The sequence below is a fragment of the Amycolatopsis sp. NPDC058986 genome (assembly GCF_042741125.1).
Classification (GTDB): Bacteria; Actinomycetota; Actinomycetes; order Mycobacteriales; family Pseudonocardiaceae; genus Amycolatopsis.
In genome coordinates this window covers 249,812-273,026 of the sequence record NZ_JBHYJW010000001.1, presented here as the reverse complement: position 1 = coordinate 273,026, position 23,215 = coordinate 249,812, and the positions used below count along the sequence as shown (strand labels likewise).

General features: G+C 70.3%; 23 protein-coding genes. 8 read left to right on the top strand and 15 right to left on the bottom strand.

The features are described from left to right. Positions 1 to 193: 193 nt before the first annotated feature. Both ACFW0G_RS01320 and ACFW0G_RS01315 read left to right on the top strand, forming a co-directional pair. Positions 194 to 556 (top strand): hypothetical protein, encoded by a 363-nt coding sequence (locus ACFW0G_RS01320; protein WP_378322616.1) that lies wholly within the window; start codon positions 194 to 196, stop codon positions 554 to 556. Positions 557 to 721: 165 nt separating this feature from the next. After that, positions 722 to 1,492 (top strand): alpha/beta fold hydrolase, encoded by a 771-nt coding sequence (locus ACFW0G_RS01315; protein ID WP_378322615.1) that lies wholly within the window; start codon positions 722 to 724, stop codon positions 1,490 to 1,492. Here the strand turns inward: ACFW0G_RS01315 and ACFW0G_RS01310 are convergent. Next, positions 1,485 to 2,591, bottom strand: a complete 1,107-nt coding sequence (locus ACFW0G_RS01310) for a S1 family peptidase (protein ID WP_378322614.1) — start codon at positions 2,589 to 2,591, stop codon at positions 1,485 to 1,487. The two genes, ACFW0G_RS01315 and ACFW0G_RS01310, sit on opposite strands and share 8 nt — an antisense overlap. A gap of 302 nt (positions 2,592 to 2,893) precedes the next feature. Between ACFW0G_RS01310 and ACFW0G_RS01305 the strand changes: the two genes are divergently transcribed. The 3 genes from ACFW0G_RS01305 to car all read left to right on the top strand — a co-directional run bounded on the left by ACFW0G_RS01305 (position 2,894) and on the right by car (position 8,923). Then, positions 2,894 to 3,691, top strand: coding sequence for a hypothetical protein (locus ACFW0G_RS01305; RefSeq protein WP_378322613.1), 798 nt, complete (start codon positions 2,894 to 2,896; stop codon positions 3,689 to 3,691). A gap of 46 nt (positions 3,692 to 3,737) precedes the next feature. Next, entirely contained in the window at positions 3,738 to 5,081 is a 1,344-nt protein-coding gene (locus ACFW0G_RS01300; RefSeq protein ID WP_378322612.1) for an amidase family protein, read from the top strand. Between the two features lie 344 nt (positions 5,082 to 5,425). Then, on the top strand, positions 5,426 to 8,923 hold the full coding sequence (gene car, locus ACFW0G_RS01295) for a carboxylic acid reductase (RefSeq protein ID WP_378322611.1): 3,498 nt from the start codon (positions 5,426 to 5,428) through the stop codon (positions 8,921 to 8,923). Between the two features lie 83 nt (positions 8,924 to 9,006). Here the strand turns inward: car and fahA are convergent, their stop codons facing one another. The 8 genes from fahA to ACFW0G_RS01255 all read right to left on the bottom strand — a co-directional run bounded on the left by fahA (position 9,007) and on the right by ACFW0G_RS01255 (position 16,431). Next, positions 9,007 to 10,185, bottom strand: a complete 1,179-nt coding sequence (gene fahA, locus ACFW0G_RS01290) for a fumarylacetoacetase (RefSeq protein WP_378322610.1) — start codon at positions 10,183 to 10,185, stop codon at positions 9,007 to 9,009. Beyond that, the gene (locus tag ACFW0G_RS01285; RefSeq protein ID WP_378322609.1) at positions 10,182 to 11,009 is read right to left on the bottom strand and encodes a hypothetical protein; all 828 of its coding nucleotides are present in this window, start codon (positions 11,007 to 11,009) and stop codon (positions 10,182 to 10,184) included. Before ACFW0G_RS01285 ends, fahA begins: the two co-directional genes overlap by 4 nt. 87 nt (positions 11,010 to 11,096) lie before the next feature. Further along, the gene (locus ACFW0G_RS01280) at positions 11,097 to 11,621 is read right to left on the bottom strand and encodes a MarR family winged helix-turn-helix transcriptional regulator (RefSeq protein ID WP_378322608.1); all 525 of its coding nucleotides are present in this window, start codon (positions 11,619 to 11,621) and stop codon (positions 11,097 to 11,099) included. Between the two features lie 9 nt (positions 11,622 to 11,630). After that, on the bottom strand, positions 11,631 to 12,992 hold the full coding sequence (locus tag ACFW0G_RS01275) for an MFS transporter (RefSeq protein WP_378322607.1): 1,362 nt from the start codon (positions 12,990 to 12,992) through the stop codon (positions 11,631 to 11,633). Next, positions 12,989 to 14,398, bottom strand: coding sequence for an FAD-dependent oxidoreductase (locus tag ACFW0G_RS01270; protein WP_378322606.1), 1,410 nt, complete (start codon positions 14,396 to 14,398; stop codon positions 12,989 to 12,991). Before ACFW0G_RS01270 ends, ACFW0G_RS01275 begins: the two co-directional genes overlap by 4 nt. Then, positions 14,395 to 15,174: an SDR family NAD(P)-dependent oxidoreductase gene (locus tag ACFW0G_RS01265; RefSeq protein WP_378322605.1), complete on the bottom strand. Its 780-nt coding sequence runs from the start codon at positions 15,172 to 15,174 to the stop codon at positions 14,395 to 14,397. The genes ACFW0G_RS01270 and ACFW0G_RS01265 overlap by 4 nt, the downstream gene beginning before the upstream one ends. After that, positions 15,167 to 15,985, bottom strand: coding sequence for an SDR family NAD(P)-dependent oxidoreductase (locus ACFW0G_RS01260; RefSeq protein WP_378322604.1), 819 nt, complete (start codon positions 15,983 to 15,985; stop codon positions 15,167 to 15,169). Before ACFW0G_RS01260 ends, ACFW0G_RS01265 begins: the two co-directional genes overlap by 8 nt. Next, positions 15,982 to 16,431: a nuclear transport factor 2 family protein gene (locus ACFW0G_RS01255; RefSeq protein ID WP_378322603.1), complete on the bottom strand. Its 450-nt coding sequence runs from the start codon at positions 16,429 to 16,431 to the stop codon at positions 15,982 to 15,984. The genes ACFW0G_RS01260 and ACFW0G_RS01255 overlap by 4 nt, the downstream gene beginning before the upstream one ends. 109 nt (positions 16,432 to 16,540) lie before the next feature. On the opposite strand from ACFW0G_RS01255, the gene ACFW0G_RS01250 reads away from it, so the two are divergent. Beyond that, positions 16,541 to 17,236, top strand: a complete 696-nt coding sequence (locus ACFW0G_RS01250) for an IclR family transcriptional regulator (RefSeq protein ID WP_378322602.1) — start codon at positions 16,541 to 16,543, stop codon at positions 17,234 to 17,236. Between the two features lie 62 nt (positions 17,237 to 17,298). Here the strand turns inward: ACFW0G_RS01250 and ACFW0G_RS01245 are convergent, their stop codons facing one another. From ACFW0G_RS01245 to ACFW0G_RS01230, 4 genes are all read right to left on the bottom strand, one after another. Continuing rightward, a complete protein-coding gene (locus tag ACFW0G_RS01245; protein ID WP_378322600.1) occupies positions 17,299 to 18,846 on the bottom strand; it encodes a TetR/AcrR family transcriptional regulator in 1,548 nt (515 codons plus the stop codon). Positions 18,847 to 18,943: 97 nt separating this feature from the next. Next, entirely contained in the window at positions 18,944 to 19,819 is an 876-nt protein-coding gene (locus ACFW0G_RS01240) for a LysR substrate-binding domain-containing protein (protein WP_378322599.1), read from the bottom strand. A 42-nt stretch (positions 19,820 to 19,861) separates the two neighbouring features. After that, positions 19,862 to 20,176, bottom strand: coding sequence for a nuclear transport factor 2 family protein (locus ACFW0G_RS01235; RefSeq protein ID WP_378322598.1), 315 nt, complete (start codon positions 20,174 to 20,176; stop codon positions 19,862 to 19,864). Positions 20,177 to 20,242: 66 nt separating this feature from the next. Next, positions 20,243 to 20,998: an SDR family oxidoreductase gene (locus tag ACFW0G_RS01230; protein ID WP_378322597.1), complete on the bottom strand. Its 756-nt coding sequence runs from the start codon at positions 20,996 to 20,998 to the stop codon at positions 20,243 to 20,245. Positions 20,999 to 21,167: 169 nt separating this feature from the next. On the opposite strand from ACFW0G_RS01230, the gene ACFW0G_RS01225 reads away from it, so the two are divergent. Then, positions 21,168 to 21,722 carry a TetR/AcrR family transcriptional regulator gene (locus tag ACFW0G_RS01225; RefSeq protein WP_378322596.1) on the top strand — a complete coding sequence of 185 codons (555 nt, stop codon included), beginning with the start codon at positions 21,168 to 21,170 and terminating at the stop codon, positions 21,720 to 21,722. A gap of 30 nt (positions 21,723 to 21,752) precedes the next feature. Further along, entirely contained in the window at positions 21,753 to 22,142 is a 390-nt protein-coding gene (locus ACFW0G_RS01220; RefSeq protein ID WP_378322595.1) for a tautomerase family protein, read from the top strand. 39 nt (positions 22,143 to 22,181) lie between these two features. Here ACFW0G_RS01220 and ACFW0G_RS01215 read toward each other — a convergent pair whose 3' ends face one another. Then, positions 22,182 to 22,622, bottom strand: coding sequence for a hypothetical protein (locus ACFW0G_RS01215; RefSeq protein ID WP_378322594.1), 441 nt, complete (start codon positions 22,620 to 22,622; stop codon positions 22,182 to 22,184). Between the two features lie 138 nt (positions 22,623 to 22,760). Continuing rightward, the gene (locus ACFW0G_RS01210) at positions 22,761 to 23,210 is read right to left on the bottom strand and encodes a DUF4383 domain-containing protein (protein ID WP_378322593.1); all 450 of its coding nucleotides are present in this window, start codon (positions 23,208 to 23,210) and stop codon (positions 22,761 to 22,763) included. Positions 23,211 to 23,215: the final 5 nt, after the last annotated feature.

Sequence of the window (23,215 nt, the reverse complement as noted above, 5' to 3'; positions counted from 1 at the left end):
CTCGTGTTTTTGCCCCCGTCTGCGCCGTCGGCGGCATCGCCCCCTGGGTGCCGCGGCGGTTTTCCCTGTTCTCTGCCCCCCTGCCGGCCGGGGCCCCCACGCACCTGGCACTGTGGGCGAAACGGGTTGTGTCGCTGCTCCGCCTGGCTGAGACCGCCCGCCGCGCGGCCCGGAACTGTCGGTGGTGTCGGGCATGCTGGTGAACGTGGACGACCGATACGAGGCCTACGACGATCCGCCGGCGCTTTTCGCGGTGGGCCGCACACCGTTGCGGACGTTCCGGCGCCGTATGCCACCTCATCACCGCCGAGGGCCGCTCCGTCCGGACGACCTGGCCGGCTGGGTGGCCCGGCACGGCGGTGGTGTCCGTGGCCGCGCCCCGTCCGGCACGGTGCACCGCATGCTCCCGGACGACTGGCTTCCCGCGTGCGGGGCCGGGCTGAACGGGTGGAACCCGGAGCAGCTCACCCCGGTCGACGAGCCGGTGAGCTGCGGGCGCTGTGCGGCGCTCGTCGAGCCGGACGGGCCGGGCAAGCACCAGCTCGCGCTGTTCTGACAGGCCGCGGCCTGTCCGGTAGCGTTCCACCAGGCACAGCGAAGGTGGCGCAGGGGCCCTTCATGGCACCGAAAGTCCATAAAGGACAGCCGGGAAAGCCGTGGCACAGCACAGCGTGCGTCGTGGGCGCCGGAAATGTCGGTGGGCGGGGATAGAGTTCGCGGAGTGACCATCGACCTCGGACCGATCCGCACCGGCACGGAGTCCGCCGGCGACCTGACCATCGGCTTTCGTGAGATCGGCGACCCCGCGAGGCAGCCGGTCGTGTTGCTGCACGGTCTCGGGAGCGGCGCGGTGACCTGGGACGCGTTCGCGGCCGCGCTCGCGGCGGCCGGCCGTTGGGCGATCGCCCTCGACGCCCGCGGGCACGGCGCCAGCTCGCGCCCGGGAAACTACTCGCTGGAACTGATGATCGGCGACGTGCTGGCGTTCCTCGACCACCGCGGGCTCGGCGAGGTGGACCTCGTCGGGCACTCGATGGGCGGCAGCGTCGCGCAGCTGTTCGCGGCGGGCCATCCCGAACGCGTCCGGCGGCTGGTCGTCGAGGAAGCGGCCCCGCCGCCGCACACGGTCCCGGCCGGACCGCTCCCCGAGCCACCCGCCGAACCGCCGACGCCTGTCGACTACGACTGGCGGCTGGTGGGCCCGCTGTTCCGCCGGTTCCGTACCCCCGACCCGGCCTGGTGGAGCCGGCTCGCCTCGATCACCGCGCCCACCCTCGTCGTCGCGGGCGGCCCGGCCAGCATGGTTTCCCAGGAACGGATCCGGCTGCTGGCGGAGGCAATCCCGGACGCCCGGCTCGTCGAGGTCGCCGCCGGGCATCGCGTGCACCGGGACGCGCCCGGCGCGTTCGTCGAAGCCGTCCTGCCGTTCTTGTCCGGAGACGAGAACACCCCGGCACGGCGGCCGGGGCGTTCTCCTACCGGGTTCAGTTGAGGGTGACGCCGTAGGCGCTCAGCGCGTCGCCGACCGGCTGGAAGTAGGACGTCCCGCCGCCCTTGCCGGAGGTGATGCCGAGGCCGACACTGCCGGCGAACAGGCAGCCGCCCGAGTCACCGGGGTTGACCAGCGCACTGGTCTGGATCAGCCCGCGCACCGCGCCCTCGGCGTAGTTCACGGTCACGTTCAGGCGCTGCACCGATCCCGTGGTGAGATGCGTCGTGCTGCCGCTCTTGCTGATCCGCTGGCCGACCGTCGCCGCGGCCGACGAGCTGATCTTCTGGTTGGAGCCGTTCCACAGGGTGACCGCGCCGGGCGCGCTGCCGGTTGTGTTGCGGATCAGGCCGTAGTCCTTGCCAGGGAAGGTGGAACCCTGCGACGGGCCGACGTTCCACTGCGAAACCGCACGGGTGCAGTGCCCCGCGTCGACGATGTAGTTCTGGCCGCCCTTGTTGGTGTTGAAGCCGACCGAGCAGCGCGTGCCACCGCCGGTGATGGCCTCACCGTTGTAGATCGCGGTGTGCATCTCGCCGGAGAGCCGCTCCACCCGGACCCGGTCGCCGAGCGACTCGGCGGCCTGCAGCAGTGCGTCGGTGCCCTTGGCCGCGTCGGCCACGGTCAGCACGATCTGGTTGGTCTTCGGGTCGAGGCCGATCGACGTGTGCGTGACCGCGGGCAGCGCCTGCAGGGCGTCCTGCGCGGCCGTCAGCGCCGCGCTGGAGTGCTTGACCAGCCGTGCCTGCGCGCCCGCCGCGGTGACCTGGTCCGCGGCGGCCTGGTCGAGCACGTTGACCACGGGTTTCGCCGCGGCGTCGAGGTAACCGCCGGCGGCGCGGGCACCGAGCGAGGTCGTGACCTTCTGCAGGGTTTCGGCGCTCGCGGCCTGCGTGCGCAGCAGCTGGGTCGCGGCCGCCTCGGTGATCCCGGCTTCCGCGGCGAGGTCCGCGACGGCGGCGCGCTGCACCGTGGGCGAATAGCCCTCGATGGTCGTCGCGGTGGCGGTGGCCGGGGCGATGAAGCCGATGGCCGCGCCCGCGGCTACCAAGGTGATGGCGGAGCGGGCGAGCAGACGTCGCCCTGGAGACGTTGTGCGCATACCGGCAAACTCACTTTCGCGAGGGGAGGTTCCGGCGCGAGGAATGCCGCGCCGTTCACACTGGCGTAGCCCGGACACGAACACCGTGGCCGGGACCGGTGATCCGGTGCGCTCAAGGGTGATTCCTGCCGAGATGCGGCAGTAGCGACTTTCGTCGCGATCCGCGAAAAATAGGTACCCCCGATCCGGCTACCGCATTGTTCCCGCGCAGCAACCGGCCCGGCGGGGGCGGCGTCCCGCACTGTTCGCCCGACGGCGTTTTTGCCGGTGTCCCTTCGGCTCCCGGCTGCTTGGCTGACCGGATGATCGACGGGAAGGACATGTTCACCGACCTCGGGCCGCTGCTCGGCAGGCACCGGGTGGACAACCGGAAGCGGTGGGCCAACGCCGGCTGGGCACTGGTGATCGCGGTCGCCGGCGGCTGGCTGGGACTGTGGGCGCTGCTCGGCGGCGACGCGGACAGCACGGCCGGCCGCAGGGCCGTCGGCGTGCTGCTCGGGCTCACGCTGGTCGGCGCGATCATCATGGTGTCCCAGGCGGTCCGGGCGCTGCGGGGCGGGCGGGACGAGTTCGTCGAGGTGCGGGAGCACGGCGTGGTGTACGCCGGACGGCGGCGGCTCGCGGGCTGGTCGTGGGACCGGGTCACCGCCATCACCGTCAAGGGCGGCGAGGCGCGGCACGCGCTCCAACGGCACCTGGGCACGGGGTACACCTGCGTGCTCCACTTCGCCGACGGCGAGCGGGTCCGGGTGGACGGGCTGGCCGCCGACCACACCGCCGTGGGCCGGACCGCGCTGGCGCGGTGCCCGGACGCGAAGCGGCTCACCGGTGAGGAGTGGCAGCGCGAGCGCGGCGGCTGGCTGCTGGCGGGTGCCGCCGCGTGTCTCGCCGCGATCGTCGCCGGGATCCTGTACCTCGTGACCCATCCCGACAGCGAGGAGCGGTACATCGACCCGGCCACCGGGATTTCCGGGGAACACCTCGTCCATGGCGTCTCCGAAGCCGGGATCGCCGTCATCGTGATCGGCGGCCTGGTGTGCCTGTGCGCCGCGGGCGGCTTCCTCACTTCCTACGTTCGGGGCAGAAGACTGCCGCGGTGAGCTTTTCCGTTCCCGGACCGCCGCCCGCCTGGCAAACTGCTCCCCCATGCGACACGACGACCACGACCTCCACGCCTCTGCGCCGGAATGGGCGGAGCTCGTCGAGCGGGCCCGGGAAAGCGCTACGTCGCACGGCGCATGGATCGCCGTCGGGACGGCGGCCGGCGCCCGAGCCGACGGGCCGCTGGCAGGAATTCCCTTGGCGGTCAAGGACAACATCGACGTCGCGGGGTTCGCCACCACGGCCGGTAGCCCGCTCTTCGACGGTTCCGTGGCCAATGCGGACGCCGGAGTCGTCAGCGCCCTCAAGGCAGCGGGCGCGACGGTACTGGGCAAGACGAACCTCCACGAGCTCGCGTTCGGCATCACCAGCGACAACGCGTTCACCGGGCCGGTCCGCCATCCGAGGGATCCTTCGCGGTCGGCGGGTGGTTCCAGCGGGGGCAGCGCCGTCGCCGTGGCGCTCGGCGCCGTGCCGATCGGGCTCGGCACCGACACCGGCGGGTCCGTCACCATTCCGTCGGCCTTCTGCGGGATCGTCGGGTTCCGGCCGTCCACGGGCCGCTACCCCGGCGGCGGGCTGGTCAACCTGTCGCACAGCCGGGACACCGTGGGCGTCCACGCCCGCACCGTGCACGACGTCCGGATCGTCGACGAGGTGATCACCGGGACCTCCGCGCCGCGCGAGCCGCTCACCGTGGACGGTCTGCGGATCGGCGTGCTCCGCAACCGATTCCACGACCTCGACCCCGCCGTGGCGGCCACCGCGCACGCCGCGTTGGCCGTGCTGGAAGAAGCCGGGGCGAAGCTCGTCGACGTCGAGGTGCGCGACGACCTCACGACCGCCATCGGATCCGGCATCGAGATCGTCCGGTTCGAATGCGCCCGCCTGCTGCGGCAGCGGCTGGTGCTCACGGGGTCACCGCTGGCCACCGCCGGGTTCGACGAGATCGCGTCGCGCGTCGCCTCACCGGACGTCCGCGCGTTGATCGAAGGCTTGGCCTCCGCGCCCGTGACCGCGGAGCGCTATGCCGCCGCGTGCGCTGCCCGCTGGCGGTTGCGCTCGGCGTACCGGGAAGCGTTCGAAACCTCCGGCGCCGAGGCATTCCTCTGGCCCACCTGCCCCGTCCCGCCGGCACGAATCGGCGAGAACGACACCGTCGTGCTCAACGGGCGCACGCTGCCGCGCTTCCCGGCCGTCATCCGCAACACCGAGCCGGGCACCGTCGCCGGGCAGCCCGCGCTGACCGTGCCCGCGCCGATTGCAGCCGGGGCGCTGCCGGTCGGAATGTGCCTCGAAGGCCGGATCTTCGAAGACGGTGAGCTGCTCCGGATCGCCACCGCCGTGGAAGCCGTGTTCGCCGCGGACCGGAGCGCGACAACGTACTGATCGCGGGAATTCCGGCGCGGTGCTCTCGCCATCTGGGACGTCCTTTGTGGATTCCCGCCTGTGAAATTTCACAGTGCGGTCAAGGGAATTCAGCGAATCACCGCAGCCGTGGCGCCGTGAGCGCGGAAAACACCGAGGCCAGGCGGCCCGCGCCGCGGTGTCCCCACAGGACAGTCAACCTGTACCAGCCGTGACGGATCAGACACAAGGAGTTCCAGATCACAGGGCGCTTTCCCGCGACCGTCCGAATGCGAAGCGTAAATTTAGTTGTAGTGCACATCTACTTTCCGGTGTCAGTGCCGCCACCGGAACCCAGGAGGTCGAGACCCAAGGAGGGCTGAACGATGGCGAACAACGCCGGGGCCGACGAACGGGAAGCACGCCGGATCGCCGAGCTGTCCAAGACGGACCCGCAGGTCCGCGACGCTCAGCCGCTCGCGGGCGTCACCGAAGCGATCCACCGGCCCAGGCTTGCGCTCGCGGAGCTCGTGGCGACGGTGATGGACGGCTACGCCGGCCGGCCCGCGCTCGGCGAACGCGCCGCGGAACTGGTCACCGATCCGGCCACCGGCCGGTCCACCCGGCGCCTGCTGCCGCGGTTCGACACGGTGAGCTACCGCGAGCTGTGGTCCCGCGTCGGCGCGATCGCGGCCGAATGGCAGCGTGACCCCCACGCCCCTGTCCACGACGGCGATTTCGTGGCCACGCTGGGATTCACCAGCGCCGACTACGCCGCGCTCGACCTCGCGTGCGTCCGGCTGGGCGCGGTGTCCGTCCCGCTCCAGGCCGGCGCCACCGCCGGTCACCTCAAGCCCATCATCGCCGAGACCGGCCCGCGCCTGCTCGCCGCGAGCGTCGAGAACCTGGCCACAGCCGTCGAAGTGGTCTCCGACAGCGAATCCGTCCGGCGGCTGATCGTCTTCGACTACTACCCGGAGGTCGACGACGAGCGCGAGGAGTTCGAGGCCGCGCGCGTCAGGCTCACCGAGCTGGGCAGCACCATCGCGCTGGACTCGCTCACCGACGTGCTGGCGCGCGGCAAAGCGCTGCCGCCGGCGGCGGAATTCACCGGCGCGGACGAAGACCGGCTGGCGCTGCTGATCTACACCTCCGGCAGCACCGGGACGCCCAAGGGCGCCATCTACACCGATCGCCTTGTCGTCGAGCTGTGGCGCGGCTTCTGGCCGGAACGGGCCGAGCTGCCGCTCCTCGGCGTCAACTTCATGCCGATGAGCCATCTGGCAGGCCGCGCCGTCCTGTTCGGCACCCTTGCCAAGGGGGGCACCTCGTACTTCGTCGCGAAAAGCGATCTGTCCACGCTGTTCGAGGACATCGGGCTCGCGCGGCCGACCGAGCTCATGCTGGTCCCCCGTATCTGCGACATGCTGTTCCAGCGGTTCCAGAGCGAGCTGGACGCGCGGGGCGCGGATCGCCCGGCAGTGGAGGCCGAGGTGAAGGCCGAACTGCGGGAGCACTTCCTCGGCGGCCGGATCGCCTGGGCGGGCTCCGGCTCCGCACCGCTTTCGGCCGAGCTGACCGCGTTCATGGAGTCCATTTTGGACGTTCCGCTGCACGACGCCTACGGCTCGACCGAAGCGGGTGGCGTCCTCTTCGACCGGAAGATCACGCGCGGGCGGGTGCTCGGCTACAAGCTCATCGACGTCCCGGAACTGGGGTACTTCCACACGGACTCGCCGCATCCGCGCGGCGAGCTGCTGCTCAAGTCGACCACGCTCGTGCCCGGCTACTTCAAGCGTCCCGACACCACGGCCGAGGTCTTCGACGAGGACGGCTACTACCACACCGGCGACATCATGGCGGAAGTCGCGCCGGGCGAACTCGTCTACGTCGACCGGCGCAAGAACGTGCTGAAGCTTTCGCAGGGCGAGTTCGTCGCCGCGTCCCGGCTCGAAGCGCTTTTCGCCGCCAGCCCGGTGATCCGGCAGATCTACGTCTACGGCAGCAGCGAGCGCGCGTACCTGCTCGCGGTCGTCGTCCCGACCCCGGAGGCGCTCGAACGCGCCGGCGGCGCCACCGAGAAGGTGAAGACGCTGGTCAGCGAGTCCCTGCAGCGGATCGCCAAGGACGAGGACCTCAACTCCTACGAGATCCCGCGCGACTTCCTCATCGAGACCGAGCCGTTCTCCCCGGAAAACGGCCTGCTGTCCGGGATCCGGAAGCTGCTGCGGCCCCAGCTCAAAGCACACTACGGAGAGCGGCTGGAGCAGCTGTACGCCGAGCTGGCCGACCGCGAAACCAGCGCGCTGCGCGAACTGCGCGCGACCGGGCGGGACAAGCCGGTGTTCGACACCGTCGCGCGGGCCGCGGCGGCCGTGCTCGGCTCGGCCTCCGGGGAGCTCGGCGCGGACGTGCATTTCCTGGACCTGGGCGGCGACTCGCTGTCCGCGTTGTCGTTTTCCACGCTGCTCAAGGAAATCTTCGGCGTCGAGGTCCCGGTTGGCGTCGTCATCAGCGCGGCCAGCACCCTCGGGACGCTCGCGGACTACGTCGAAAAGGCCCTCCAGCCGGGAACGAAGCGGCCGAGCTTCGCCACCGTCCACGGCGAGGGCAGCACCGAGGCCAGTGCCGCCGACCTCACGCTCGACAAGTTCATCGACCCGGACACGCTCTCCGGCGCGACGGCGCTCTCCCGCCCGGACCGTCCTCTTCGGACGGTCCTGCTCACCGGCGCGAACGGCTACCTCGGCCGCTTCCTGTGCCTGGAATGGCTGGAACGGCTCGCGCCGGACGGCGGCAAGGTGGTCTGCGTCGTCCGCGGCAGCACCGCGGAGGCCGCGCGCAAACGGCTCGACGACGCGTTCGAGAGCGGCGACTCCGCGTTGCGGTCGCATTTCCAGGATCTGGCCGCCGAGCATCTCGAGGTGCTCGCGGGCGACATCAGCGAACCGGATCTCGGTCTCGACGAGCCGACGTGGCAGCGGCTGGCCGCCGACGTCGACCTGATCGTGCACCCGGCCGCGCTGGTGAACCACGTGCTGCCCTACGACCAGCTGTTCGGGCCGAACGTGGCCGGCACGGCCGAGCTGATCCGCCTGGCGCTCACCACGAAACTCAAGCCGGTCACCTACCTGTCGACGGTGGCCGTGATCGCGGCGCAGGCCTCGTCCGGCGACGAAGAGTCCGACATCCGCGTCACCAGCCCGGTGCGCGTGCTGGACGACAGCTACGCCAACGGATACGCGACCAGCAAGTGGGCGGGCGAGGTGCTGCTGCGCGAGGCCCACGAGCGGTACGGCCTGCCGGTGGCCGTGTTCCGGTCCGACATGATCCTGGCGCACAGCCGGTACACCGGTCAGCTCAACGTGCCGGACATGTTCACCCGGCTGCTGCTCAGCCTCGTCGTCACCGGCATCGCGCCGGGTTCGTTCTACCGGACCACCGAGCCCGCCCACTACGACGGCCTGCCCGCCGACTTCACCGCCGAGGCCATCGCCACGCTCGGCGCCGGGACCACCGAGGGCTACGAGACCTACAACGTGCTGAACCCGCACGAGGACGGGATCTCGCTCGACACCTACGTCGACTGGCTGACCGCGGCCGGTTACCCGATCGAACGCGTCGACGACTACGACGAGTGGTTCACTCGCTTCGAGACGGCGATCCGCGCCCTGCCGGAAAAGCAGAAGCAGCACTCACTCCTGCCGCTCCTGCACGCCTTCGCCCAGCCCGCCGAACCCGTGGCGGGCAGCGGGATCCCGACCGCGCACTTCCGCGCCGCCGTGCGCGACGCCGAAGTGGGCTCGGACAAGGACATCCCGCACGTGACGGCGTCCCTGATCCGCAAGTACGCGGACGACCTGAAGCAGCTCCACCTGATCTGACCAGGCGGGCTGAAGGGGACTTTCCTCTCATCGCATGCGAGGAAAGTCCCCCTTCAGCTCATCCTGCGCGAGGAAAGTCCCCTTCAGCTCTCCGTCGCCGGGAGGATGCGGCCGCGTACCTCACCGAAGCCGATCCTGGCGCCGTCCGAGCCTGGGGCGGTGGCCGTGATGACGACCTCGTCGCCGTCCTCCAGGAAGGTGCGCTCCTCGCCACCCACAAGGATCGGCTCTTTGCCGCCCCAGGTCAGCTCGATGAACGCGCCGCGCTGTGCCTTCTCCGGTCCGGAGATGGTGCCCGAGGCGTACAGGTCGCCGGTCCGCGACGACGCGCCGTTGACCGTCAGATGCGCCAGCATCTGGGCGGGCGACCAGTACATCGAGCGGTACGGCGGCCGGGAGACCTCTTCGCCGTTCCACGAGACCGACAGGTCGATGTCCAGCCCCCACGGCTCGCTCTCTCGCAGGTACGGCAAGGGTTCCGGGCTCTGCACAGGAGTGGGCACGCGCGCGGCCTCCAGCGCGAGCAGCGGCACCACCCACGGCGAGATCGACGTCGCGAAGCTCTTGCCGAGGAACGGGCCCAGCGGCACGTACTCCCACGCTTGGATGTCGCGGGCCGACCAGTCGTTGACCAGCACCGCGCCGAACACCCGCCGGGAGAACTCCGCGGCGGGCACGGCCGAACCCAGCGGCGAGCCGGTGCCGACGATGAAGCCCAGTTCGGCCTCGATGTCGAGACGGCGGCACGCGCCGAACGTCGGCGCGCTCTCGCTCGGCGCCTTGCGCTGGCCGTTCGGGCGCACGATCCCGGTGCCGGAGACCACGACCGTCCCGGCCTTGCCGTGGTAGCCCACGGGCAGGTGCTTCCAGTTGGGCAGCAACGGTTCCGCGTCCGGCCGGAAGAGCCTGCCGAGGTTGGAGGCGTGGTGTTCGGAGGCGTAGAAGTCGACGTAATCCGCGACCTCCACCGGCAGGTGCAGCCGCACCTCGCCCACCGGGTGCACGGCCGTGTCCGGCACGTCCCCGCCGACCAGCTCGGTGATCCGGCGGCGCGTCTCGACCCAGAAGTCGTATCCCCGCGCCATGAACGCGTTCAGCGTCGGCCGCGCGAAGACGTCGTCGCCGAGCACGACGGCGAGGTCGACGACGGAATCGCCGACCCGCACGCCGACCCGTGGCTCGGCACCGGATGCGGAGAACACGCCGTAAGGCAGGTTTTCCTTGCCGAACAACGAATCCCAGGGGATTTCGATCCTGGTCACGCGGTCTCTCCTTCTTCCTCGGCCAGCTCGGCCGGTACCAGGCCGAGTGCCGCCAGCTCGGTGACGGGCTCGATGACACTGCAGGTGCCGAACGACCGGAACCGCTCGCGCACCGCACCATCCACAGTGGACACCCCGGCGGCGATCTTCCCGCCGTCCCGTTCGGCGAGCACGGCGACCAGCTCGGCGTCGTCGGCGCCGGACATCGCCGCCGCGGTCGCCAGCAGCAGGTTCAGGAACCCGTGCTGCTCGAATCCGGTATCCGGATCGGTGTTGCGGATCGCGTGGTGCAGCCCGGCGGTCGCCTTGAACGGCACCCCGGCCGCCACGACCGCGCGGATCGCCGCGGCCAGCTCGGCTTCGTCCGGGTACAGGTCGGCGCGCACACCGCCGGTACGGAACTTGGCCTGACGGCCGGTTTCCGCACAGGTCGCGATGAATTCCGCGCGACGCTCGTCACGGGGGATCTCGACGAACACGGGCACTTCGCCCGCCGGGGCCAGCGCGCCGAAGAACTCGGCGGCGCTCATTCCCTCCGGCGCCGCGACTTCGAGGCCCTGGAGCCGGACGGGCAGTCCGGCGGCGGCGGTCATCACGCCGGGCAGCTGCGCGGGCCCGCCCGGCGCGGTCACCGCGAGGTCGAGCGGACCGTCGAGGAGCGCGCCCAGCCCGTCCAGCGCGGGCGCGGCGAGAACGAGCGGGCCGACCATGTCGGCGTAGCGGGAACGCAGATGCCGGGCGTGGGCGGGCACGGCCTCGGGCAGGGGTTTGAGTCCCGGTGGGAACACCGCCGCGTCGTCGAGCAACCCGGCAAAGACGCTCATCGGGCAGATCCTTCCTCCGGTTCGGGCGATGTAGTCAAGGTATTTACTACCTGAGGGGGACGCAAGGGTCCGATGGTCCCCTCCTGCTCAGGTCCGGCCGCGCACGTCGAACTGGTCGCGGTCGGTGATGAGCTTGTTCAGCAACATGACGAGGATGCGCTGCTCGGCCTCGGTCAGCACGTTCGTCCATTCGTACTCGCGGCGGTTCTGCCGCTCGAACACCTCGACCATCTCGCGCTCACCGCGCTCGGTGAGGGCCAGCAGCACCGAGCGTCCGTCGTTCTCGCTCGGCGCCCGGCCCAGCAGGCCTTCCTCGACCAGGGGTTTGGCCAGGTTCGACACCGCGGCACGGCTCATCCCGGTGAGTTCGGCGGCCTTCTTCGCCTCCAGCGGCCCGGCGAGCCAGGTGACGAACAGCAGCCGGAACGCCGACCACGACCGGCCACTCGGCCGGTGCACGCTGGCCTCCAGGTCGTAGGTGACGATGCCGGAGGCCCGGTTGAGCGTGAGCAGCACCTCGGTGGCCAGCTGGTGTTCGAACCCGAACTCGTCGGCGAGACGGCGGTGGGCGAGCTCGACGAAGGACCAGAAGTCGAGCTCGCCCTCGGCCATGATCCCGCCCTAACGTCCGGACAAGTAGTTAACGTCTAAACTACCTGACACCGGCGTCTCTCGCGGACCACGGGAGACCCGCAGGAACGCGAGCATCACGGCGCAGACCACCAGGCAGCCGATCGGGAAGTAGAGCCCCACGGTCACGTTGTCGGCGGTCGCGTTCTTGCCGATCACGTAGGGGCCGAAGAACCCGCCCAGCGCGGCGATCGAGTTGATCGCGGCCAGCCCCACCGCCGTGTGCTCCTTGGACAGTATCCGCGAGGCGAGCGCCCAGTACGGAGCCAGGTAGCCGAGCACGCCGACCGCCACCAGCGACAGGCAGATCAGCGCCGCCGCCGGCGTGTGCCGGAACTGGATCGCCCCGAACAGCCCGATCGCGGCCAGCAGCATCATCGCGATGACGTGCCCGCGCCGCTCGCCCGTCCGGTCGGAGTTGCGGGCGACCAGCAGCATGCCGAGCGCGCCGACCACCCACGGGATGACGCCGAGGAAGCCGATGTTGGTGGCCGAGTACGAGGAGTCCATCTGCTTGACGATCTGCGGCAGGAAGAACGTGAACCCGTACAGCCCGCACGCCGCGAAGAAGTTGGCGACGGCCAGGTGCAGCACCCGCCGGTCCTTCATGATCCGAAGCTGGCCGAGGAAGGTTTCCTTCTGCTCCGGCACGTAGTCCTTGTCGATCTCGCCCTGCAGCCACGTTCGCTCCTCCGTCGAGAGGAAACGCGCCTGAGCGGGAGTGCTCGGCAGCAGGACGAGCACGATGACGCCGATGAGTACCGCGGGCAGGCCCTGCAGGATGAAGACCCAGCGCCAGCCCGCCAGCCCGAACCAGTGCACGTGATCGAGGATGACCCCGCCGGTGAGACTGCCGAGGATCATGGCCAGCGGCTGGGCGAGCGCCAGCGTCGCGATCGCGCGGCCGCGTTCCTTGCCGCGGAACCACAATGTCAGGTAGAGCAGGAGCCCGGGATAGAGCCCTGCCTCGGCGACACCGAGCACGATCCGCGCGATGTAGAGCTGCGGGACGTTCTGCACGAACCCGGTGACGGCGGTGACGATGCCCCAGCTGATCGCGATGCGGGCGAGCCACACCCGCGCGCCGAGCTTCTTCATGATCATGTTGCTCGGCACCTCGAAGACCACGTAGGCGAGGAAGAAGATCGCCGACGCGGTGCCGAACACGGCCGTGGTGATCGCCAGTTCGCGCTGCATGCCGAGCTGGGCGTAGCTGATGTTCGAGCGGTCCATGTAGTTGAACACGTACAGCAGGGCGACCAGCGGGAGGACGCGTCTGGTCACCTTGCGGACGGTCCGGCTGCCGATGTCGGTGTCCACGGTTTTCTCCTCGTCGTTGAGGCGGATGGTCATCGGGCGGGAAAGGCGTTCGTGGCGGCAATCCGGCCCATGGTGACGGCGTTGGCGACGGCGTTGCCGCCGCCGACGTAACGCTCGCCGAGCACGCCCGCGCCCGCCTCGCCCGCCGCGAACAGGCCGGGGATGACGTCGCCGAGTTCGTCGCGGACCGCCCCGCGCGCGTCGATCTCCAGCCCGGCGTGAGTGCAGACCAGTTCCGCGGGCAGCGTGCGCGCCGCGTAGAACGGCGGCTCGCCGATCGGCGCCGGTGGCGTGTCCGATCCCTTGTTGGCCAGTGTGCGGTGCCGCAGGAACTCGGGGTCGGTTCCCTGGGGCAGATGCTCGTTCCACCGCCGCACGGTGGTGGTCAGCGCCGGGGCGGGAACACCGATGCGCTCGGCCAGCTTCTCCAGGCTGTCGGCGCGGATGGTCCGCCCTGCCTCGGCCTCGCGCAGCACGGCGTCGGCGTCCCAGTGCGCGTACCCGGCGGGCAGCGAAAGTCGGGCGCGCTCGTCGAAGACTGTCCACACTGGACCATTCTGCGCATCGATGATGCCGCTGGAGACCGCGTAGGAAGCGTCCTCGTCCATGAAGCGGCGGCCACGAGAGTTGACGAGGATCCGGGACTTCGGCGGGAAACCGGACTGCCAGTGGTGCAGCCGCTGGAAATACGCCGTCGGCAGCATCAGCCCCCAGCCGTCGCCGGTCACCGCCGCGCCGACCTGTTCACCGAACCGAAGGTGGTCGCCTCGGCTGCCCTGCGCGGCGACGACGAACAGATCCTCGCCCGCCCGCAACGCCGCCGGGTAGTACCGCGCCAGGAGCGCGGGGTCCTGGGCGAAACCACCGCTGGCCACCACGACGGCACCGGCCCGCACCTCGACGTCGTCGGCGACCACGCCGGCGACCCGGCCGTGGTCCGAGATCAGCCGGTCCACGCGGGTGTTGAGCACGATCTCGACGCGGTGTTTCCTGGCGGCCTTCGCCAGCACTCCGACGATGCCGTAGCCCTGGTCCTTCGGCACGTGCCCTCGCCAGACGTCCTCGACTCCAGCCTGGCACAGGCCCGGCATGTGCGCGTTGCCCGAGACCCGCGCCGGGATCTCGACGCCGAGGCCCATCAGCCATTCCAGCGCGGGGCCCGCCTGCGCGCAGAATGCCGCCACCAGGCCGGGTTCGAGCATCCAGTGGTTGAGATCCATGTAGTGCTGGAAGAACTTCTCCGGCGAGTCCTCGATCCCCAGCCCGGCCTGCACGCTGGTGCCCGCCGCGGTGAACATCCCCGCGGACAGCTGCGTCGACCCGCCGAGTTCCGGCTCGGACTCGAACAGCAGTACCCGGGCGCCCCGCTCGGCCGCGGTGACCGCGGCGGCCAGCCCGGCTCCCCCGCCGCCGATCACGACGACGTCGTATTCGCTCACAGGTCTCCTCCCGTTTCCGCGAGAATCCGGTGGTACAGCCCGTTCGAGACGAGCCCTCCGTCCACTGTGACCTCACTTCCGGTCATGTAGCTCGAGCGGTCCGAGAGCAGGAACAGCACCGCCTCCGTGACTTCCTCCGGCCGCGCCATCCGCCCGGCGGGGACGCTGGCGAGCGCGGCGTCGACGAACGAGTCGGATCCGGCCAGCAGCGCCGTGTCGACCAACCCGGGATGTACCGAGTTGACCCGGATCCCCCAGCGCGCGAAGTTCCCGGCGGCGGATTTCGACAGGCCGGTCAGTCCCCATTTGCTCGACGAGTACGCGGGCGAAAAGTAGCCGATCTGGCCGGAGATCGAGGAGATGTTGACGATCGAGCCGCCACCCGAGTCCCGCATCGGCTCCGCGACGGCCTTCATGCCGTGGAACGGGCCGAACAGGTTGACCCGCAGCACCCGCTCCCAGATTTCGTCGGTGGTGTCGAGGAATTCCAGCCGCCGCGAGATCCCGGCATTGTTCACCAGGCCGCCGAGCGAGCCGTGGGCGGCGTGAATCCCGGCCACCACCCGTGCCCAGTCTCCCGGCTCGGTGACGTCGAGCCGGTGCGCGGACGCGGACCCGCCCGCCGCGATGATCTCCTCGGCCACTGCACCGGCGTCCGCGACGTCGGCGAGGCATACGTGCGAACCGCGGGCCGCGAGTGCGCGGGCGTGCCCGGCACCCATGCCCGCGGCGGCACCGGTGATCAGCACGACGTCCGGGTACTCCCCGTCAGACATGCCGCGAACCGCCGTCGACGGCGATGCTGTGCCCGGTGACGTACCGGGCGCTGTCCGACAACAGGAACAGCAGCGGGCCCGCCACCTCCTCCGGCGAGCCGAGCCGGTGCAGCGGCACGACGTCCAGCGCGTGCTGGAGCGCGGCCGGATCCTCCTTGACCCAGCGGGTCATCTCGGTGTCGACGTAGCCGGGAGCCAGCGCGTTGACCCGGATGCCGCGGTCACCGAACTCCACGGCGAGCGATTCGGTCAGATGCGCGACCGCGGCCTTGGAGGTGCAGTAGGCGCCCCGGCCCCGCCGCACCCGCACCGCGGAAACCGAGGACATGTTGACGATCGCGCCGCCGGGCTCCATGTGCCGCGCGGCGGCCTGCGTACCGAACAGCACACCCTCCACATTGACCGAAAGCGTCGCGCCGATCTGTTCGGCGGAGATCTCGTCCGCGAGCGCGAACGGGAAGATTCCCGCGTTGTTGACCCAGAAATCGAGGCGGCCGAACTGGTCCAGCGCCAGTTGCGCCACGGTCTCGTGGTCCTCGGCCTTGGTGACGTCGGCGCGGGTGCCGATGACAAGGCCGGGCTTCTCGTGCACCGAACCGGCCGCCAGCTCGCGGTTCAGTTCCTCGGCGGTGGCCGCCATCCGCGCCTCGTCGATGTCGGCACCGACCACGTGGACGCCGCGAGTGGCCAGCGCCGCGGTGAACCGCGCGCCCATCCCCTGTGCCGCGCCGGTGACCACGGCGACCTTGCCCGGGAACTCCGGGTAGACCGCGGTCGCCGGCTCGTGCCGCACACGTCCGATTTCGCTCATCGAGTGCTCTCCTGTTCATCGTCACGACGCACGGTCCGGCGGCGGATCCGCCAGGCCCCGGCGTCGAGGACCAGTTCGTCGGTGATCGTGGTCTGGCGGACCAACCGTGACGGCCCACCCACGGGGGTGGCCACGATCTGCAGATAGGCGTACGCGGTGGCCGCCTCCGGCCCGGCGGGCACCACGAAGACATTCGTGATGACGTGCCGGGTGACTTCCCCGGCTTCCTGCCCGCCGGTGAAGAACCGCTCGGCGAACCGGGTCAGCTCCGCCGTTCCCACGACGGGTGCCGGGTAGCTCGGCGAGTGGAACTCGCCGTCCACGGTGAAGGTGCCCGCCCACGCCCGAGCGTGGCCGTTGTCGATGAAATGGCTCTGCGCACCGTAAAGCTGGTGAACGCGGGCGAGCGTCGCGGGATCGACGTCGACGACAACATCTGGTGGCACGGCCTACCTCCATGGCTTGCACGTCCCGCTCGACGTGCTATTATCGCACGCATCGTGCGAACTGCGGAAACAGTAGGTCGGCTTCCGCGGGCCCGTCAAGAGGAGCGTCATGTCCGAAAACCCTGTCCAGCTCGACTCGGGTATGTCGAAAACCCTCCACAACGGACTGGAGATCCTCGAACTGCTCGTGACACACCCGCGGGGACTGACACTCACCGAGATCGCCGACGAGATCGGCGTCCACCGCACGGTCGCCCACCGGCTGGTGCGCACGCTGGAAGCGCACCAGCTGTGCCGCCGCGACCGCTTCAAGCGCATCTCGCTGGGCAACGGGCTGGTGCGGCTCGCCGAGCCGGTCGAACAGGATCTGCGTACCCTCGCCCGGCCGATCCTCGAAGAACTGACGGAGCTGGCGCAGTCCACCGCACATCTGGTGGTCCGCGAGAACGAACGGCAGGTCCGGATGCTGATGATCGTCGAGCCGCGGCAGGCGCGAATGCACGTCAGTTTCCGGCCGGGGCAGGTCGACCCGATCGACCGCGGCTCGGCGGGGCTGGCGATGCTGGCCGCCGCCCCCGCGACGCCGGACGAACGGGACGAGATCGCGCGAGCACGCGGACGGGGTTTCGCCGTGTCCTACGGCGAAATCGCGCCCTCGGTCATCGGCATCTCCGCGACGGTCCCGCAGCGCGACCCGGCCGGGGGCATCAGCATCGGCCTGTCCCTGTTCGAGGCACCGGACGAAGAGCGGCTCGGCCAAGCCGTGGTCGACGCCGCACGGCGGCTCGGCGCCCTGCTGCGCTGACATTCGCTCCCGGACTGAACCGCCGCTCGGACTTGAGAACAGGCTCGCTGCGAGCGTGCCGGTCAGGCGAAATCGAGTTCGTAGCTGGTCGCCCGGCCGTCACGGGACGCCAGTACCAGCTCGATCTCACCCACCGCGTCGGTGAGCCGGTTGACCGTGATGGTCAGCTCCCGCTCACGCAGCACAGCCTTGCCGCTGTGGTCCGCGTGGACGTGGGTCACCCCTGGGGACAAGGGAACTCGGCCGTTTCGCTGGCCGAAACTGACTTCGTAGCTGTTCGCCGGGCCACCGTCCACGGTGACGGTGAGACCGACGCAGCCCTGGTCGTCGGGACGTCGCACGGTGACCCGCGCCGCGCCGTCCTCGACGGTGACCTGGTCCGCCTTCCGCGAGCTGTGTGCCTGTTCGTCCAGTGCGGCGAGCACCTCTCGCGGCGAGCCCAGCAGCCGGGAGTTCCGTTCGAGGAAGGCCATCTCACGCTGGGTAAGATTCCGGGCGGCGATGGCGCCGTCCACCTTCAGCAGGAACACCGAACCGGCTTGGATGCAAGCGTTCTGCTCCGAGCCGAGCGCGGTGATCAACTTCGCGACCGCGTCGGCCCGCGCCGCGTCGATCTCCGCCTGTGGCTTGTGCAGGGTGGGCATCTCGATCGCGCGCTCGATGCGCGTCATGATGTCCGCCATCTCGGCCGAGGTCACCGCTTTCTTCGTGCGCCCCAGCATCAGTTTGAACCACGAACCGATGACCGGTGGCCGTTCCTCGACGATCTCGATCCCGGACGCGTCCAGCACCTCCAGGACCGCCTGGCGAACCTCGTCCGCGTCAGCCCCGGACTCCAGGTAGACCGACACCGGTACCGGACGGACGACGGCGGGCTCGACCGGCCCGGACTGTACCAGGTGCCGCCGCCCTTCCTGGGCCGCCGCGTAACGCCGGTCCAACTCCGTCACGGCGGTCCGCTGTGCCACCGGGGCCAGTGCCCCGGTGGCAGCATGCCCGGCCACCCGCGCGATGAACCGCTCGGCCTCCTGCCGATCGAACGAGGCCGAATCGCTGTCACGCCACAATCGGACGGCCGAGTCGATGGCGCCGGTCAGCATCGCACCGAGGAGGGCAAGCTGCTCCTGGTCGAGTGCGTCGTCGGCCGCCACAGCGTCGATGACCACCTCGGCGACTTCCCGCTCCACGCGGCGAAGTACCTCTTGTACCGCAGGTTCCCCGCGCACGTCGGAATCGAGCAGCAGCCGCCCTGCCCCGTCGCCCCCGGTGGCGAATTCGAGGTATGCGTGCGTAACCGCGCGCACCCGTTCTTCGGCGCCGCCCGCCGTGGCCGCCAGCACCGTGCCGACGGTCTCGACCAGGTGGTCACCGACCACGTTCAGCAGTTCCAGGTACATCTCGAGCTTGCCCTCGAAGTGGCGGTACAGCACCGGCTTGGTGATACCGGCCAGTGCGGCGATCTCGTCCATGGGCGCGGCGTGATAGCCGTCTGCCAGGAACACCTCCCGCGCGGCCGTCAAAATCTGGGCACGACGCTCGCCTTGCCACCGCGACCACCGATCCCTCCGCTGCAGGCGCGTTTCCGTTTCGGTCTGGTCGCGGGAACTCACGATCGCTCACCTTCCGCCCGGATGGCATCGGTGCGCATTCTTCCGCGCGACCCTGGCCTGCCACCATCACCTCGACCGATCTGGACGACGACCGCCGTCACTGACCGTTGGAGGCGAGGAATTCGTCGCGGATCTCGCTGCTTGTGTGCGGATTCCACAGTGCGTGCAGCGGCGCGTGGATCGCGGGCCGCACCTCGAGGACGTGTACGCGCCCATCCGCGACAGTGCCGGGCCGCGCCGTCACGAAGGCGACGTGCCGGGTGCCGAGCACGGCGGTGACCGGCGGGGTGCCCTGGATCGGGTTCCGGGTGACGCGCGGTTCGAACCCGGCCCCGCGGCAGTGGTCGAGCAGGAGATCGGTGTAGCCGGACCGGCCGGGTTCGCCCCACACCACGAGCTGCTCGCCGGCGAGTTCGGGCAGGTCGACGTGGTCCCGGCCGGCGAGCGGATGGTCCGCGTCGACGGCTATCGCCAGCCGGTGCCTGGCCAGCGTGGTGCGCGTCAGCCCGTGCGGCGGCCGCGTTCCCCGGCACAGCCCGATCTCCAGCTCGCCACCGAGAAGCTGTTCGACGAGCTGGCCGGGATACCGCTGGTTCACCTCGGTGCGCAAGTCGGGCAGTTCCACGAGCACGGTCCGGAGCAACGCGGTGACCTCCTCGCCGGTCACCGCCGGGGTGTGCCCGATCCGCAGCGTCGCGGCCTCTCCCCGGCCGATCCGCCGCGCCCGCCGGACGGCGGACCGGGCGACGCCGTGCAGCACACGGGCGTCCTCGATCAGGGCCAGCCCGGCGGGCAGCGCGGTGACGCCGGTGGCGTCGCGGTCCAGCAGCGGAACGCCGACCTCGCGTTCGAGGGTGCGGATCGAGGTGCTCAGCGCCTGCTGGGAAAGGTGCAGACGCGCGGCGGCGCGGGTGAAACTGCCTTCCTCGGCCACGGCGATCAGATGGTCCAGCTTGCGCAGATCCAAGCCCATCTCACCCTCCCGCGCGTTCCGCTCGCCCGCCGGGCGGCGGGGTCAAGCCTGCCCGGTGTCGAACCGGGCGATCCTGCCGTCCCGCACGGTGAACCGCCAGCGCGTCCGCATCGCGCCCCACGTCGAGTTCGTGAACGTGGCCACCAGTGCCATTCCACCGTCCTCTTCGGACTCGACGGCCATCCGCCCGTCCGCGGAGAAGATCTCCTTGTCCACCCACGCGGCCAGATCCCGGTCCGAGCCGTCGTCGGACATGCTCGCGTCGTCGGTCAGCAGGGCGTCGAACGCGGCCCTGTCCCCGGCGTTGATCGCGGTCACGAACGCCTTGACGACCGGGTTCGTCGGTTGCTGCGTCATTTCCTGCTCCTTCTCGTGCGCCGGACGACCCGTCGATCATCACCCATCCGGCGCCGCGTGGCGTGGTCAGCGGGTGGTGTAACCGCCGTTGGCGAAGATCGTCTGACCGGTGATCCACCAGCCGTCGGTGGCCAGGAACCGGATCAGCGGCACGATGTCCTCGATCCTGGTGAGCTGGTTGCCCAGCGCCTGGGACTTGTGGAACTCCACCCGTTCGGGGGTCTCCTGCGGGTAGAAGAACGGGGTGTCCATCGGCCCGGGGGCGACGTTCGTGACCGAGATCCCGCGTGCCGCGAACTCCTTGGACGCCGCGCGGGTGAAGTGCTCCAGCGGTGCCTTGCCGCCGGCGTAGGTGGAGTAGCCGTCGGTGTAGGCGGCCAGCAGGGAGGTGGCCAGGCTGATGATCTTGCCGTGGTCGTTGAGCCTGCGGCCCGCCTCCTGAAGGAAGAAGTACGCGGCCTTGGCGTTGATCGCCAGCATCGTGTCGTACTCGTCCTCGGTGGTCTCCAGGATCGGCTTGCGCAGCACCATCCCGGCCGTGTTCACCGCCACGTCGACGCCGCCGAACTCGTCGACCGCGGCGTCGAACAGCCGCCGCACCTCCCCGACCCGCGTCAGATCCGCCTGCACGGTGACCGCCTGCGAACCCGCGGCGCGCACCGCGTCGGCGGTCTTCTCGGCGTCCGCTTCGGAACCGTCGCCGTGGTAGTGGATCACGATCTTCGCACCGGCGTCCGCGAACGTCGTGCTCGTCAGCCCGCCCAGGTTCTTCGCACCCCCGGCGATCACCGCGACCTTGCCCCGCAATGTGTGTTCCGTCATCGATCCGCTCCTTTTTCCCTTGCACCCGGCGAATTTCCGGGCCTGTCCCCACGCTAGGCAGCGGAACCGGGCGCTGGGAAACACAAAGATCGGGTGTCCCGACAAGGCCGATGGATACCCCCAGGCCGACGCCCTCCGGCCTGTACCTACTAGTATGTATACTGAGGGCATGGACACGAGGGAGCGGCTCATCGAGAGCACGCGCGCACTGCTGTGGGAACGCGGTTACGTGGGCACCAGCCCGAAGGCGATCCAGGAGCGGTCCGGCGCGGGGCAGGGCAGCATGTACCACCACTTCCAGGGCAAGCCCGACCTCGCGCTGGCCGCCATCGACCGGAGCGCGGCGGATCTGCGGGCCAGGGCCGAGGCCGAACTCGACGGTCCTGGCCCCGTGCTCGACCGGGTCACCGCCTACCTGCGGCGGGAACGGGACGCGCTGAAGGGCTGCCCGGTCGGACGTCTCACCCAGGACCCCGACGTCATGGCGGATCCCGAACTGCGCAAGCCGGTCGAAGAGACCTTCGCCTGGCTCACCGGCAAACTGGCCGCGCTTCTCGCCGAAGGCCGGGAGAACGGCGAACTCGACGTCGCACTCGATCCGGCCGCGACGGCCACCGCACTCGTCGCCGTACTGCAGGGCGGTTACGTCCTGGCCCGCGCCGCCGGTTCGGCCACGGTGTACGCCAAGGCCGTCGACGGCGCCCTCGGCCTGCTCGCCCGCTGATCCCCCACCCCACCGAAGGAGAACACCGCCATGCCTTTCGTCCGCATCGACGCGCTCAAGGCGGACACCGCCCGGCTCGACGCGCTCGGCCGCGCCGTGCACGAGGCGATGACCGAGACGATCGACATCCCGGCCGACGACCGGTTCCAGGTCCTCACCAGTCACGACGGCACCCGCGGCACGCTGCGCTACGACGACGGTTACCTCGGCATCCGCCGCGACGACGACCTCGTGTTCGTCTCGATCACCATGCGGCGAGGGCGCACGCCCGCGCAGAAACAGGCGCTGTACCGCCGGATCGCCGAACTCGCCGAGGAGTACGCGGGCACCGAGCCGCGGAACGTGTTCGTCCGGCTGACCGAGAACGAGCCGATCGACTGGTCGTTCGGCGACGGCGTGGCCCAGTACGCCGCCGGATGACGCCGATCGCGGTGTCCGAAGTGGACGGAAGCGCGAGGCTCAGCTCAGCCACTGGAAGCCGGACGGGCGGGCTGGCGGCATGTTGCCCGCGGCGACCATCTTGAACACGGTCACCACGTTCACTTCCTCGTTCTGGTCGGCGAGCATCGTCATCACCCGGCTGACACACGGATAGACGAGCTGTTCGTCCGCTGTGGTGACCGCGAAGCCCTGCCAGGCACCGTCGGTGACGTACCGCCACCGCCAGCCGAGCTTCAACCGCCACTGCTCGCCGAGCAGGTATCCGAGCGCCGTGGCCTCCGCGACGAGCTCGTCCTCACCGAGACAAGTGGTGCGGCGTCGGGAAATCCGCTTCGCGACCGCCCGGACGACACGGCGCGGGGAGGCGTAACGCCGAAGCCCGAGTTCGACGCGGGCACGTGCGGCCTTCCGGGTGATCTCGACCCGTTCCGGCTCGGTCGGTTCCCGTGCCCAAGCCATCGCGGCCCCCGGTTCAGCCCGTCATCGTCGACGACTCCCGGGATACCACATGGCGGCCCCGAACACGAGGCCGCCGATGAACATCCGCCCGAGCGCCACGGCGGCCCGACCCGTTCGCCGGACCGGGCCGCCCGGCGATCACCGCGTGCTCGCCACCCGCTGCCGGGTGAGCACACCGAGCGCGATCATCACGACACCGAGAGCGAGATGCAGCCAGTTGTCCGCGGTGTTGACCGGGACGAAGTTGGCGGCACTGCCCTGATCGACGATCAGGCCGAACAACCACAGCACGAGGTAGACCGCTCCCCCGCCGAGCAGGAAGCCCCTGGCCCCGCCCGCACTGCGGGCCAGCGCCAGTCCGGCGACGCCGAAGAGCAGGTGCACGACGTTGTGCAGGCCCGAAACCGAGAACACGCCCAGCAGCAACGCCGTCGAGTGATGCCCGAACATCGTGAAGCCGTCCATTCCGGTCGTGACACCGGGGACGAATCCCAGGATCCCGACGAGCAGGAAGACCGAACCCACTCCCACCGCGACGATCTGTGCGGCGGCTCGCGCGGTGAGCAGGGAACGCGGCGCGTTCGTCATGACTT